This is a genomic window from Streptomyces sp. NPDC088354, from assembly GCF_044753585.1.
Classification (GTDB): Bacteria; Actinomycetota; Actinomycetes; order Streptomycetales; family Streptomycetaceae; genus Actinacidiphila.
Map to the genome: position 1 here is coordinate 140486 of NZ_JBIVNJ010000017.1, position 12905 is coordinate 153390.

Below are 12905 nucleotides of genomic sequence, written 5' to 3' on the forward strand. Positions count from 1 at the left end.
ACCTCACGTCCGCAATACGGACACACCGTCGCCGGCGGCGGCCCGGGGCGTACGCTCGAAAGCTCCAGGATGGAAACGTAGGGAGTGGTCCCCGTGCCCGAGCTGAGGTCCCGCACAGTCACCCACGGCCGCAACATGGCGGGCGCGCGCGCCCTCATGCGGGCCTCGGGCGTAGCGAGCGAGGACATCGGCAAGCCGATCATCGCCGTGGCCAACAGCTTCACGGAGTTCGTGCCCGGGCACACGCACCTGCAGCCGGTGGGCCGCATCGTGAGCGAGGCGATCAAGGCCGCCGGAGCCGTGCCGCGCGAGTTCAACACCATCGCCGTCGACGACGGCATCGCCATGGGCCACGGCGGCATGCTCTACTCGCTGCCGTCCCGCGACCTGATCGCCGACTCCGTCGAGTACATGGTCGAGGCGCACTGCGCCGACGCGCTGATCTGCATCTCCAACTGCGACAAGATCACCCCGGGCATGCTGATGGCCGCCCTGCGGCTCAACATCCCCACCGTCTTCGTCTCCGGCGGCCCCATGGAGGCCGGCCGCGCGACGCTCGTCGACGGCACCGTGCGCACCCTGGACCTCATCGACGCGATCGCCGACGCCGTCAACGACAAGATCTCCGACGAGGACATCCTCCGCATCGAGGAGAACGCCTGCCCCACCTGCGGCTCGTGTTCGGGCATGTTCACCGCCAACTCGATGAACTGCCTCACCGAGGCGATCGGCCTGTCCCTGCCCGGCAACGGCTCGGTCCTGGCCACCCACACCGCCCGCAAGGGGCTGTACGAGGACGCCGGCCGCACGGTTGTGGACATCACCCGGCGCTACTACGAGCAGGACGACGAGTCCGTGCTGCCGCGCTCGATCGCCACCTTCGAGGCCTTCGAGAACGCCATGGCCCTCGACATCGCCATGGGCGGCTCCACCAACACGATCCTCCACCTGCTCGCCGCCGCCCAGGAGGCGGGCGTCCCCTTCGGGCTGACCGACATCGACGCCGTCTCGCGCCGCGTGCCGTGCCTGGCCAAGGTCGCCCCCAACGTCGCGAAGAACCGCACGTACTACATGGAGGACGTGCACCGCGCCGGCGGCATCCCCGCCCTGCTCGGCGAACTCCACCGGGCCGGCCTGCTCAACGAGGACGTCCACTCCGTCCACTCCCCGTCGCTGGCCGACTGGCTCAAGACCTGGGACGTCCGCGGCGGCTCCCCCTCCGCCGAGGCCGAGGAACTCTGGCACGCCGCCCCCGGCTGCGTTCGCTCCGCCGAGGCCTTCTCCCAGTCCGAGCGCTGGGAGGCCCTGGACACCGACGCCGCCGAGGGCTGCATCCGCTCCGCCGAGCACGCGTACTCCAAGGACGGCGGCCTCGCCGTGCTCCACGGCAACCTCGCCGTCGACGGCTGCGTGGTGAAGACCGCCGGCGTCGACGAGTCCATCTGGACCTTCGAGGGACCGGCCGTGGTCTGCGAGTCCCAGGAGGAGGCCGTCGACAAGATCCTCCGCAAGGAGATCACGGAAGGCGACGTCGTCGTCATCCGCTACGAGGGCCCCAAGGGCGGCCCCGGCATGCAGGAGATGCTCTACCCCACCTCCTTCCTCAAGGGCCGCGGCCTCGGCAAGAGCTGCGCCCTGATCACCGACGGCCGCTTCTCCGGCGGCACTTCGGGCCTCTCCATCGGCCACGCCTCCCCCGAGGCGGCCTCCGGCGGCACGATCGCCCTCGTCGAGGACGGCGACCGCATCCGGATCGACATCCCGGGCCGCACCATCGAACTCCTGGTCACCGACGAGGACCTGGCCGCGCGCCGCGCCGCCCTCGGCGGTGTCTACGCCCCCGCGGGACGCGAGCGCAAGGTCTCCCTGGCGCTGAAGGCCTACGCGGCGATGGCGACCAGCGCGGACAAGGGCGCCGTCCGCGACGTCTCCAAGCTCGACGGCTGACCGACCCCGCCGCCGACGTTCTCGACCCCTCCCGCCCTCACCAGCGGGAGGGGTCCTTCGCGTCCACCGCGAACACGGTGCCGTCGGGCGCGGTCGCGAACACCTTGCCGTCGGCGACGACGGGGGAGGGGGGCGCGCCGGCGACGAGTCCGGTGTCCTTGGTGGGGCGGGGCCGGGTCTGGCCGAGGAAAGCGCCCCGCCGGGTGTCCACCGCCAGCAAGCGGCCGTCGGCAGCGGCGAAGTAGAGCCGGTCGCCCACGACGACGGGCTGCGAGGACTCGCTCACCGAGGTCTCCAGGCGCCACAGCTGTGCGGTGTCGCTCCCACGTCCGGTGTCGAGGGCCGTCAGCGCGCCGCCGTACTCCAGCAGGTAGACCCGTGTGCCGCTGACTACCGCCTGCACGCCGGACAGGGGAAGACGCAGTGGCGTACGTGCCGCCGACCAGTCGGTGGTGTCGATGCGCACGACGGCGTCCGTCCGGGTCAGGGCGTCGGTGGAGGTCAGGAACAGGGTGTCGCCGGAGATGCCGACAGGCATGAGCGCGCCGTCGAACCGCCGCTGCTCCCGGACTTTCCCGTCGGCCAGGTTCACCGCGCTCACCAGCGTGTGCCTGCCGTCGCCCGAGACATCGACGGCGTACGCGGTGCGGGCATCCAGGAGGGAGGCGAACACGGGCCGGGGTCCGCCGGGCAGTGCGGTGTGCCAGCGCTGCCGGCCCGTCACGCCGTCGACGGCAGTGACATCACCGCCCGCCCTGAGCAGCAGCACCGTATCGCCGACGTTGTAGTAGGCCCCGTTGTAGGCGGAGATGTCCTGCCGCCACACAGGCTTGCCGGTCGCCGGGTCCAGGCCGGTCAGTTCCTTCCCGTCATGGGTCACGACGCGCAGCACGCCGCCCGAGAGGACCGGCGGCTGCGGTCCCGCGAGACGGCCCGTGTCGGGGCTGGGAACCGACCACTGCAAGCGTCCGCTGCTCGCATCGAGCCGTGCGGCCGCGATCCCCGGCCGGGTGCAGAACACGGCCTCGCCCTCGTGTGCACAGGCAGCCGGGCCCGCATGGTGCCCATCCGCGGGCAGGGTGCTCTGCCAAGGGGCGAAGGCCGTGGTGGACGGGCTGCTCCCGTGCGCCCGCGGGTGCTGTCCGTCCACGGCACCGGGGCTGCCGCCCATGTGCTGGGCCGTGAGGGCCGCGGCGGATCCGAGGACGGCCAGTGCCGCTGTCGCCGCCACGGCGAGCCGTCTCCTGGACTTCCGGGGAGGGGCACCGCCCACCTCCGCCGACTTCGCCGCGGGCGCGGCGGCGCCCCCGTCGCCGATGCGCCTGCGCCGGTGCGGAATCGGCTCCCCGCCGGTGAAGTCCCCGAGGTCGAAGGCGCTGAAGGTCTGGGTGTCGTACGAGGCCGAGACCGCTCTGAGCTCGGCCATGAGCGCATCAGGGGTGGGCCGGTCCTTCGGATCCTTGGCGAGGCACCGCTCGATGAGCGGCCGGAGGTCGGCCGGTATGCCTTCCAACTGCGGCTCTTCGTGCACCACTTGGTACGCCACGATGTACGGGCTGTCCGAGGTGAACGGGCTTTGCCCCGTTGCCGCGTGGACGAGAACGCTCGCCATGGCGAAGACGTCGGCGGCCGGCCCGACCGACCGCGGGTGCCGGAACTGCTCGGGCGCCATGAAGGGCGGCGTGCCGATGAGCTTGCCGGTCTCCGTGCGGAGGTCGCTGTCGGCCGGCCGTGAGATGCCGAAGTCGATCACTTTCGGACCGTCGGCGGCCAGCAGTACGTTGCTCGGCTTCAGGTCGCGGTGCACGACGTCGACGCGGTGAATGTCCCGCAACGCCTCGGCGAGGCCCGCCATCAGGTACCGCACCTGGGCCGGGGCCACCGAACCGTTCCGCTTCACGAACTGGGCGAGCGTGGGGCCGGGGATGTAGAGCGTGGCCATCCAGGGCCGTTCGGCGTCGGGGTCGGCGTCCACGACGGGCGCGGTGAAGGCCCCGCTGACCCGGCGCGCGGCGCCGACCTCCTGGCGGAAACGTGCTCTGAACTCGGGGTCCGCCGCCAACTCTTCGTGCACGACCTTGATGGCCAGACGCATGCCGGAGGTGGAGCGCGACAGGTGCACCACACCCATGCCACCGGCGCCGAGCCGGCTCTCCAGGAGGTACTGCCCCGCGTATTCCGGACGTTCCGCTTCCGGACCCGCGCCGGGCCCGCCCGATGCCGGCATGACCCACCCCCGTGTGTTCGTCCATGGCCGCAACCCACGGAGCCTAACCGATCGTCCTTACGGCGAAGACTCGGATTGCTAGCCTGCACTTGACAGAGCGTAAATGTTCACGGGGGAGGGCCAATGGCCGAGAACAGTCTTGACGACCCTGCAGAAGCGCTGGTGGAGGCGGTTGCGGGCGGTGCGGCCGCCGCCGACATCGTGTACTACCCCGTCGCCCCGGGCTGCCGCCTCAACGTCCGGACCGGCCCCGGGACGAGTTTCCAGATTGTCAGGATCCTTCCGTACGACGTGAAGGTGCCCGTCATCTGCCAAGTGCCCGGTACGACGGTCAACGGGTACTACGGCACGAGCAGCATCTGGGATCGGATCGCCCCGGGCGAGTACGTGTCCGACGCGTACGTGCACACCGGCAGCGACGGCTACATCGCGGGGCGCTGCGGTTGACGCCGGCGCCCTCAGTCCACCGACAGCGGAGGAAGAGTTGAGCTTACGCAGCGAGCGGCGCAGTGTGCTGGCGGCGGGTGCGGCCGGACTGGCCGGAGCCGTGTTCCTGGTACTGGGTGGAGCGGCCGAGGCATCGGCCGCCACGGCTCTGGTCTACTACGACGTCGCGCCGAACACGCGGGTCAATGTCCGCAACGGCCCGGGCACCGGCTACCAGATCGTGAGGACGCTCCCCACGGACGCCAAGGTGCCCATCTTCTGCCAGACCCCGGGCACGACGGTGAGCGGCTACTACGGCACGAGCAGCATCTGGGACCGCGTCGGCCCCGACCAGTACGTGTCCGACACCTACGTGCACACCGGCAGCGACGGCTACGTCACGTCGCACTGCTGACGGCGCGCCGCCGCGCCGGGCGGTCCCCCGCCCCAGGGTCGGGGGACCGCACCGCGGGGAAGACAACCGGCATGACCTCACAGCCCACGCACCGCCGCGTGTTCGCCCAGTCGTTCAACGCCGTAGCCGCGCAGTACGCCGCCGCGCGCCCGGGATACCCCGGTGAGATGTTCGACGCCGTCGAGGAGATGGCCGGCCGCACCCTCGCGGGCGCGGTCGTGCTGGACGTCGGGGCCGGGACGGGGATAGCCACCGCGCTGCTGCGGGGGCGCGGGGCGCACGTGACGGCGGTGGAGCCAGGGGCGGGCATGGCGGCGCAACTGCGGGCCGGGCAGCCGGGGGTGCCGCTCGTACGCGGGGACGGGAACGCCCTGCCCTTCGCCGCCGGCGTCGCCGACTTCGTGACGTACGCGCAGGCGTGGCACTGGACGGACCCCGCGCGCTCCGCGCCGGAGGCGGCACGCGTGCTGCGGCCGGGCGGCGCGTTCGCGCTGTGGTGGAACCTGCCGGACACCGACGTGCCGTGGATCGTGCAGCAGGAGGCCCGGCTCGCCGCCCGCGTGCCCGGCCATCACGAGTTCGGCCTGTCCGGCGACGCCGAGAGCGTGCTGCTCTCGCTCGGTCCCGGCCTCGGTCTGAGACCGCTCTCCCGCGTGCTGCGCTGGACCCGCACGGTGCCCGTGGACACGCATCTGGCGATGCTGGGCAGCCGGTCGTACTTCGCCGTGATGGACCCGGACGCCTCCGCCCGGATCCTGGCGGAGGAGCGGAGCGAGCTGCTGGCGCTCTTCCCGGACGGCCTGGTCGTCGAGCCGTACCGGGTCGCGCTGACCGTCGCCGTGAAGGACGGGACGGACTAGCCGGCCCGGCGGGACGCCGCCACCGAGCCGACGACGCCGACGACACCCGCGACGAGCGCCCCGCGCCACAGACCGTCCCAGAGGCTGCCGAAGAAGCCCTCGGAGGTGAGGACCTGGCGCATCACGAGGTCGGTGACGAGCAGCATGCCGCCCGGTACCAGCGCCACGCGCCACGGGTGCTCGGCCGCCCAGCGGCGGATGCGGCGGTCGGAACGCGGTCCGCGTCCCGTCACCGCCCCCGCGCCGCCGACGAGGAAGAAGAGCATCAGGGCGACGGAGCAGGCCCCGGCGACCACGCCGAACCCGAAGTCGCCACCGACGGCGGACACGGCCAGGGAGACCCCGCCGCCGATGGCGCCGACCGCGGCGGCGGGCCGCCAGGGGCCGAGGGTGGCCGAGGCCAGCGCCAGTTGGCGTTTCTCGCCGCGGGTCACGTCCTGTGACGGACGGGATGGATCGGTAGAACGGCTCATACCGCCACGGTCGCCCGGGGCCGCGCCGGAAGCCATAGGGGATGTCCCTGAGTCGGCCCGGAGCCGGGTGTCAGGGCCGGGACCCGGTCGTGCCGTCGGGATTTCGTGCCGTCGGGATTTCGGGCCGCCGGGATTTCGGGCGGTGGGGCGACCGGGACCCCGGCCGCCCCACGCGCTCAGGCCGGTGCCCGCTGCACCCGCACCGGCGTCACCCCCTCCTCGTTGTGCCGCTCGGCCCAGCCGGCCAGCGCCATGCCGCAGGCGTGGTCAAGGTGCCGCAGCCGTCGCAGGTCGAGTTCCAGGGCCCGGTTCCGCGGCAGCGCCTCCAACTGGTCGAGCAGCTTGGGCAGTCGCAGGAAGGTGGCGTTGCCCAGGACGCGCACGACGAGCGGGCCGCCGCCCCGGTCGTCGATCTCGACGTGGGTGTGGGAGGTCTCCCATGCCGCCTTGACCACGGCCGTCAGCAGCCCGATCAGCACGCCCTCGAACATGTTGGTGACGACGATCGCGACCGCCGTCACCACCAGGACGACCGCCTCGCCCCGGTGTTCCCGCCACAGCGGTACCAGCGCGCGGAACGGGACGAGCTTGCAGCCCGCGTGCACCAGCACGCCCGCCAGGGCCGCGACCGGGATCACGCCGAGCGCGGCCGGCAGCAGCGCGGCGAACAGCAGCACCCACACCCCGTGCAGCACCCGGGACGCCTTGGTGCGGGCACCCGCCTGGACGTTGGCGGCACTGCGCACGATCACGGCGGTCATCGGCAGGGCCCCGAGCGCCCCGCAGAGGGCGTTGCCCGCGCCCTGCGCGATCAGTTCCTTGTCGTAGTCGGTGCGTGGCCCGTCGTGCAGCCGGTCCACCGCGGCGGCGCTGAACAGGCTCTCGGCGGAGGCGATCAGCGTGAACGCCAGCACCGTGCCGATCATCGACACGCTCGCCAGCTGTGCGAACTGCCCAGCACCCGGCGGCTGTACGGCGTCGAGCAGCCCCCGGACCTCGACCCGGGCGACGGGCAGCCGCAGCAGCACCGCCGCCGCCGTGGCGAGCGCGACCGCGGCCAGCGGCCCGGGCAGCACGCGCGCGGCGCCCGGGATGCGGGGCCACACCACCAGGACGACGATCGTGCCGGCCCCGAGGGCGAGGGCGGCGAGGGCCGCGCCGGAGCCGGACACGTCGCGAGCCAGTCCGGCGACCCCGGTGATCTTGGCGGGGCCGGAGGCGGGGGCCTTGACGTCCGCGAGGGCGTACACCTGCCCGGCGATCAGCACCAGCCCGATCCCGGCGAGCATCCCCTGCACGACGGCGACGGAGATGGCCCGGAACCAGCGGCCGAGTCGCAGCGCTCCCATGAGTATCTGCAGCACGCCCGCGGTGAGCACGAGCACGCCGAGCGCCGGCAGCCCGAACTCCCGGACGGCCTCGAGGACCAGCACGGTGAGCCCGGCCGCCGGGCCGGACACCTGGAGGCTGCTGCCCGGCAGCAGCCCGGTGAACAGTCCGCCCACGATGCCGGTGACGAGGCCGAGTTCGGCCGGTACCCCGGAGGCGACGGCTACGCCCACGCACAGCGGCAGGGCGACCAGGAAGACGACGAGCGAGGCGGTGAGGTCGGCACGCAGCGTCGCGGGCCTGACCGGAACACCCCGGATCCGGCGGCTCACCGGGGGAGGAGGGTGTCGGTGGACGGGACGGGCGCGAGCCCCGGTGCGGGGGCGGCGAAGCAGTCGGGATCGATGACGGGACGTGCCGGCGGGACATCGCGGGCAGCGTCGATGAAGGTCTTCATTGCGGGTGGCCTCCATGGCGCCCCGGCGCCCGGCGAGGGGCGGGGGCGTGCGGGGTCGAGCTGTGTGGGGGGTCGGGTGTCCGCGGTGGTGCGCGGACGGCCGCGCGCGCCGGCGGTCCGCAGGACGTCGCCGGAACGGGACGTCAGACGGTGGCGGGCGGCGTCGCGGCCTGGTCCGTCAGCAGCGGAACACCTGCAAGAAGACCGGGAGTTCGCCGGATCTGGTCAGCGGGACGGCCTGGCGTGCCGTGCGGGGCGCCGTGACGGGGGCGGACGTCCGCCCGTCCGCGGTCACGCCCGGATCGTCGGCCGCGGAGCCGGTGCGTGGGGCCGGTGCCGGGACATTGACCGCCCCGGGCACCACCAGGCTCAGGCCGTTGCCCTCGTGGCGGTGGATCAGGCACTGCCGCTGTTCGGCCTGTGCGTACGCGGCGCCGGCTCCCGCCTCGCGTACCGCTGTGGACGCTGGCTCCGCGGCGGCGCAGCCGATGGCGAGGAACAGGGAGAGCAGCAGGCCGGCGCCGACGGCGAGGACACGCACAACTCCCTTGCTCCAGCTCACAGTTGCCCCCGCCCCGAGATGTCGCGGTCTCCATTCTGCCCGGTCGGCCCCTCCATTCTGCAAGCTTTTGAGGTTAACGCAGCGTAAATGATCCGTCACTCGAATGGATGTACCTGTCACTCCTTGACGGGGTGGCCGTCACGGGAGCAGTATTCACCGCATGATGAATAAAGCCGAGGATCCCGCCGCACCGGCCCCGGGTCCCGCCGTCCACGCCGCCGGCCTGACCGTGCTGCGCGGCGGCCGCACCGTCCTGGACGGCCTCGACTTCACCGTCCCGCGCGGTGAGATCACCGGACTGCTCGGCCCCAGCGGCTGCGGCAAGTCGACCCTCATGCGTGCCGTCGTCGGCACCCAGGCCCACGTCACCGGAACCCTCGACGTGCTCGGCCACGCCGCCGGCCACCGCGACCTGCGCCCCCGGATCGGCTACGTGACCCAGGCGTCGTCCGTCTACCTCGACCTGACGATCCGCCAGAACCTCGACTACTTCGCCGCGGTCCTCGGCGGCGACGCCCGCGACCACGTCGACCGGGCCATCGCCGACGTCGACCTCACCTCGCACGCCGGGGCGCTGGCGGGCAACCTCTCCGGGGGACAGCTCAACCGCGTCTCGCTGGCCGTCGCCCTCCTCGGCTCGCCCGAACTCCTCGTTCTGGACGAGCCCACCGTCGGCCTGGACCCCGTCCTCCGCCGCGACCTGTGGAAGCTCTTCCACCGCCTCGCCGCCGAACGCGGCGCCACCCTGATCGTCTCCAGCCACGTCATGGACGAGGCCGAGCGCTGCCACCGCCTGCTCCTCATGCGCGAGGGCCGCATCCTCGCCCAGGGCAGCCCCGACGCACTGCGCTCGCGCACCGGCGCCGCCACCGTCGAGGAGGCCTTCCTCCGCCTCGTCGACGAGGCGTCCGGCCGCACGGCCCCGCACCCCGCGACCCCGAACGAGGCCGAGGAGGCCGTCCGATGAGCACGCACCGCACCCTCGCCACCGCCCGCCGCGTACTGCTCCAGCTGCGCCACGACCCGCGCACGATCGCCCTCATGGTCGTCGTCCCCTGCGTACTGCTCACGCTGCTGTCCTGGGTCTACGACACCAGCCCCCGCACCTTCGACACCGTCGGCGCCTCGCTGCTGGGCATCTTCCCGCTCATCACGATGTTCCTGGTCACGTCCATCGCGACGCTCCGCGAGCGCACCTCCGGCACCTTGGAGCGCCTTTTGTCGATGCCGCTCGGCAAGGGCGACCTGCTGGCCGGGTACGCGCTGGCCTTCGGCGCCATCGCGGTCGTCCAGGCGGTGCTGGCCACCGGCCTCGCCGTCCTCGTCCTCGGCCTGAACGTCACCGGGTCGGCGTGGCTGCTCCTGGTGGTCGCCCTCGCCGACGCCTGCCTCGGCACCGCTCTCGGCCTCTTCGTCAGCGCCTTCGCCGCCAGCGAGTTCCAGGCCGTGCAGTTCATGCCCGCCGTACTGCTGCCGCAACTCCTCCTGTGCGGGCTGCTCATGCCCCGCGGCCGGATGCAGCCCGTGCTGGAGGCCGTCTCCAATGTGCTGCCCATGTCGTACGCCGTCGACGGCATGCAGCAGGTCCTCACCCACACCGACATCACCGGCGACTTCTTCCGCGACCTCGCCGTCGTCGCGGGCAGCGCCGCCATCGCCCTGGCACTCGGCGCCGCCACCCTGCGCCGCCGCACCGCCTGACCCGACGCGCCCGACCGCACCGTGGACAGCGACCCCGCGGCCGCCGTCCCCGGTGCGAAGATGGCCGCATGACCCAGAAAGTCGCCGTGCTCGGCACCGGGAAGATCGGCGAGGCCCTGCTCTCCGGCATGCTCCGCGCCGGCTGGAAGCCGGAAAACCTCCTGGTCACCGCCCGCCGCCCGGCCCGCGCCGAGGAACTGCGCGCCCGCTACGGCGTCGACGCCGTCTCCAACGACGAGGCCGCCAAGACCGCGGACACCCTCATCCTGGCCGTCAAGCCGCAGGACATGTCCGCCCTCCTGGACGAGCTGGCCCCGCACGTCGCCGCGGACCGGCTCGTCATCAGCGCCGCCGCCGGCGTGCCGACCTCCTTCTTCGAGGAACGCCTCGCCGCCGGCATCGCGGTCGTCCGCGTCATGCCCAACACCCCCGTCCTCGTCGACGAGGGCATGTCGGTCATCTCCGCGGGCAGCCACGCGCGGGAGGAGCACCTCGTCCGCACCGAGGGCATCTTCCAGCCGGTCGGCAAGACCCTGCGCATCCCCGAGTACCAGCAGGACGCCGCCACCGCGCTGTCCGGCTCCGGCCCCGCGTACTTCTACTTCCTGGTCGAGGCCATGACCGACGCCGGCATCCTCCTCGGCCTGCCCCGCGCCCAGGCGCACGACCTCATCGTGCAGTCGGCGATCGGCGCCGCCGTCATGCTCCGCGACAGCGGCGAGCACCCGGTCAAGCTGCGCGAGGCCGTCACCTCCCCGGCCGGCACCACCATCAACGCCATCCGCGAGCTGGAGAAGCACGGTGTGCGGCACGCCCTGATCGCCGCGCTGGAAGCCGCCCGCGACCGCAGCCGCGAACTCGCCTCCGGCAACGGCTGACGTCCGGAGGGGACTGCCGCTCCCGGCACCCGGGGCGGCAGTCGCCTCCGCCGCTCACGCGGGAGGCAGCAGCCCGATCGCCCGGTAGGCCGAGTCGACCGTCGGCCGCGCCAGCGCCCGCGCGCGTTCCGCCCCCGTCCGGAGCACCGCGTCCACGTACCCAGGGTCGGCCGCCAGCTCCGCGTGCCGCTCCCGCAGCGGCCGCAGCTCCTCGACCACCGCCTCCGCCGTGTCCTTCTTCAATGCCCCGTACGAGTCGTACTCCGCGGCCAGCTGCTGCGGCGACCGTCCCGAACAGGCGGACAGGATCTCCAGCAGGTTCGCCACGCCCGGCCGCTCCTCACGGTCGTACGCCACGTCGTCGCCGCTGTCGGTCACGGCCCGCATCACCTTTCTGCGGACCGCCTCCGGCTCGTCGAGCAGATAGACGATCCCGGGGCCGGTGTCGTCGGACTTCCCCATCTTCGCGGCCGGGTCCTGCAGGTTCATCACCCGCGCCGCCACCGGCGGCAGCACCGCACGGGGCACCGTGAACACCGGTCCGTACCGCTGGTTGAAGCGCTCCGCCAGGTCCCGCGTCAGCTCCACGTGCTGTGCCTGGTCGTCGCCGACCGGCACCTCGTCCGTCCGGTACGCCAGGATGTCCGCCGCCATGAGCACCGGGTACGTCAGCAGCGACAGCCGTACGCTGCCGCCGCGCCGCGGCTCCTGGGCGGCCTTCTCCTTGTACTGGATCATCCGCCGCATCTCCCCGTCCGTGGCGGCGCACTCCAGGAGGTAGGCCAGACGGGCGTGTTCGTCCACATGGCTCTGGACGAACAGGGTGCACACCGCCGGGTCCAGTCCCGCCGCGAGGAGCAGGGTCGCGGCCTGCCGGCTGAGCCGGCGCACCCGGGCGGGATCGTGGTCCACCGTCAGTGCGTGCAGATCCACCACACAGAAGAGGGACTCGGCCTGGTGCTGGTTCACCGCGGCCCACTGCCGAACCGCCCCCAGGTAGTTGCCCAGGGTCAGGTGCCCGGTCGGCTTGATCCCGCTGAAGACCCGCGTCATCTCTGTCTCCTCCTGCTGTCGTCCGGCGTGCCGGACCCGTCGATCCGGCGGCCCGCAGGGGAAACGCAAAACGGCCGCCGGAGCGGCGGCCGTTGGGTGCATGCGCAGTGGGGTCGGCCGCCTCAGGCGGCCCACCACAGGTTCGTGTGCGCATGCGTGGTCATGTTCCGACGGTAGCCCTCAAACGCGTGGCCGGCCACAGGTTTGAAGCACGCGAGGGCGTGGTGTAGTGTTCTCTAGCTGCCTCGGACGGGTCACCTTCCAACGGCAGCCACTCACGCCGCCCGGCGGCAACCCAGTACTTCACGACTTCCCTGCGGGGTCGATTTCGGCGTGCCGAAATTCGGTCCGAATGGCTCGATTATGAGTCACGGAGGGAATCCGCTAAAGTAGTGGACACGCCGGAAGGCGCGAAACAAAAACCCCGCTCCAACAGGGGGCCGGAAACGAAGAGCGGAAACGCGAAACGGATCTGGTAAGGTTGGTGACAACGAAGGGAAAGCCCGGAGGGGCCGGTGAAACGGTCTCGAAGGAAGCTTCCGTTCCTTGAGAACTCAACAGCGTGCCAAAAGTCAAC

General features: G+C 72.4%; 13 protein-coding genes. 7 read left to right on the forward strand and 6 right to left on the reverse strand.

Going from position 1 to position 12905, the window contains the following annotated elements; translation table 11 throughout:
• The first annotated feature begins 93 nt into the window (after nt 1-93).
• Nucleotides 94-1947, forward strand: a complete 1854-nt coding sequence (gene ilvD / locus ACIP98_RS24365; protein ID WP_319663596.1) for a dihydroxy-acid dehydratase — start codon at nt 94-96, stop codon at nt 1945-1947.
• Nucleotides 1948-1984: 37 nt separating this feature from the next.
• On the opposite strand, the gene ACIP98_RS24370 is transcribed toward ilvD, so the two are convergent.
• Complete coding sequence (locus ACIP98_RS24370; RefSeq protein WP_401977902.1) at nt 1985-4174, reverse strand: PQQ-binding-like beta-propeller repeat protein; 2190 nt, start codon at nt 4172-4174, stop codon at nt 1985-1987.
• Nucleotides 4175-4297: 123 nt separating this feature from the next.
• Between ACIP98_RS24370 and ACIP98_RS24375 the strand changes: the two genes are divergently transcribed.
• From ACIP98_RS24375 to ACIP98_RS24385, 3 genes are all read left to right on the forward strand, one after another.
• Nucleotides 4298-4621, forward strand: a complete 324-nt coding sequence (locus ACIP98_RS24375) for an SH3 domain-containing protein (RefSeq protein ID WP_401977904.1) — start codon at nt 4298-4300, stop codon at nt 4619-4621.
• Between the two features lie 37 nt (nt 4622-4658).
• Complete coding sequence (locus ACIP98_RS24380; RefSeq protein WP_401977906.1) at nt 4659-5015, forward strand: SH3 domain-containing protein; 357 nt, start codon at nt 4659-4661, stop codon at nt 5013-5015.
• 71 nt (nt 5016-5086) lie between these two features.
• On the forward strand, nt 5087-5875 hold the full coding sequence (locus ACIP98_RS24385) for a class I SAM-dependent methyltransferase (protein ID WP_401977907.1): 789 nt from the start codon (nt 5087-5089) through the stop codon (nt 5873-5875).
• Here the strand turns inward: ACIP98_RS24385 and ACIP98_RS24390 are convergent.
• The 4 genes from ACIP98_RS24390 to ACIP98_RS24405 all read right to left on the reverse strand — a co-directional run bounded on the left by ACIP98_RS24390 (nt 5872) and on the right by ACIP98_RS24405 (nt 8675).
• Nucleotides 5872-6348, reverse strand: coding sequence for a hypothetical protein (locus ACIP98_RS24390; RefSeq protein ID WP_401977909.1), 477 nt, complete (start codon nt 6346-6348; stop codon nt 5872-5874). The genes ACIP98_RS24385 and ACIP98_RS24390 overlap by 4 nt on opposite strands.
• Before the next feature lie 176 nt (nt 6349-6524).
• On the reverse strand, nt 6525-8009 hold the full coding sequence (locus ACIP98_RS24395; RefSeq protein WP_401977910.1) for a SulP family inorganic anion transporter: 1485 nt from the start codon (nt 8007-8009) through the stop codon (nt 6525-6527).
• A complete protein-coding gene (locus tag ACIP98_RS24400; protein WP_401977911.1) occupies nt 8006-8134 on the reverse strand; it encodes a hypothetical protein in 129 nt (42 codons plus the stop codon). The genes ACIP98_RS24395 and ACIP98_RS24400 overlap by 4 nt, the downstream gene beginning before the upstream one ends.
• A 178-nt stretch (nt 8135-8312) precedes the next feature.
• The gene (locus ACIP98_RS24405) at nt 8313-8675 is read right to left on the reverse strand and encodes a hypothetical protein (RefSeq protein WP_401977912.1); all 363 of its coding nucleotides are present in this window, start codon (nt 8673-8675) and stop codon (nt 8313-8315) included.
• Between the two features lie 181 nt (nt 8676-8856).
• Here ACIP98_RS24405 and ACIP98_RS24410 point away from each other — a divergent pair, with 181 nt between their 5' ends.
• The 3 genes from ACIP98_RS24410 (at nt 8857) to proC (ending at nt 11275) form a co-directional block, all read left to right on the forward strand.
• Complete coding sequence (locus ACIP98_RS24410) at nt 8857-9663, forward strand: ABC transporter ATP-binding protein (protein ID WP_401977913.1); 807 nt, start codon at nt 8857-8859, stop codon at nt 9661-9663.
• Nucleotides 9660-10397, forward strand: coding sequence for an ABC transporter permease (locus ACIP98_RS24415; protein ID WP_401977914.1), 738 nt, complete (start codon nt 9660-9662; stop codon nt 10395-10397). The genes ACIP98_RS24410 and ACIP98_RS24415 overlap by 4 nt, the downstream gene beginning before the upstream one ends.
• A gap of 68 nt (nt 10398-10465) precedes the next feature.
• The gene (proC, locus tag ACIP98_RS24420; RefSeq protein ID WP_319663609.1) at nt 10466-11275 is read left to right on the forward strand and encodes a pyrroline-5-carboxylate reductase; all 810 of its coding nucleotides are present in this window, start codon (nt 10466-10468) and stop codon (nt 11273-11275) included.
• A 54-nt stretch (nt 11276-11329) separates the two neighbouring features.
• On the opposite strand, the gene trpS is transcribed toward proC, so the two are convergent.
• On the reverse strand, nt 11330-12328 hold the full coding sequence (trpS, locus tag ACIP98_RS24425; RefSeq protein WP_401977916.1) for a tryptophan--tRNA ligase: 999 nt from the start codon (nt 12326-12328) through the stop codon (nt 11330-11332).
• Nucleotides 12329-12905 lie beyond the last annotated feature (577 nt).

Excerpts from the sequence above, each read along its gene's own strand:
- ACIP98_RS24390 (WP_401977909.1), bottom strand. The coding sequence starts at position 6,348 with ATGAGCCGTTCTACCGATCCATCCCGTCCGTCACAGGACGTGACCCGC.
- proC (WP_319663609.1), top strand. The coding sequence starts at position 10,466 with ATGACCCAGAAAGTCGCCGTGCTCGGCACCGGGAAGATCGGCGAGGCC.
- ACIP98_RS24375 (WP_401977904.1), top strand. The coding sequence starts at position 4,298 with ATGGCCGAGAACAGTCTTGACGACCCTGCAGAAGCGCTGGTGGAGGCG.
- trpS (WP_401977916.1), bottom strand. The coding sequence starts at position 12,328 with ATGACGCGGGTCTTCAGCGGGATCAAGCCGACCGGGCACCTGACCCTG.
- ACIP98_RS24415 (WP_401977914.1), top strand. The coding sequence starts at position 9,660 with ATGAGCACGCACCGCACCCTCGCCACCGCCCGCCGCGTACTGCTCCAG.
- ACIP98_RS24410 (WP_401977913.1), top strand. The coding sequence starts at position 8,857 with ATGATGAATAAAGCCGAGGATCCCGCCGCACCGGCCCCGGGTCCCGCC.
- ACIP98_RS24385 (WP_401977907.1), top strand. The coding sequence starts at position 5,087 with ATGACCTCACAGCCCACGCACCGCCGCGTGTTCGCCCAGTCGTTCAAC.
- ACIP98_RS24400 (WP_401977911.1), bottom strand. The coding sequence starts at position 8,134 with ATGAAGACCTTCATCGACGCTGCCCGCGATGTCCCGCCGGCACGTCCC.
- ACIP98_RS24370 (WP_401977902.1), bottom strand. The coding sequence starts at position 4,174 with ATGCCGGCATCGGGCGGGCCCGGCGCGGGTCCGGAAGCGGAACGTCCG.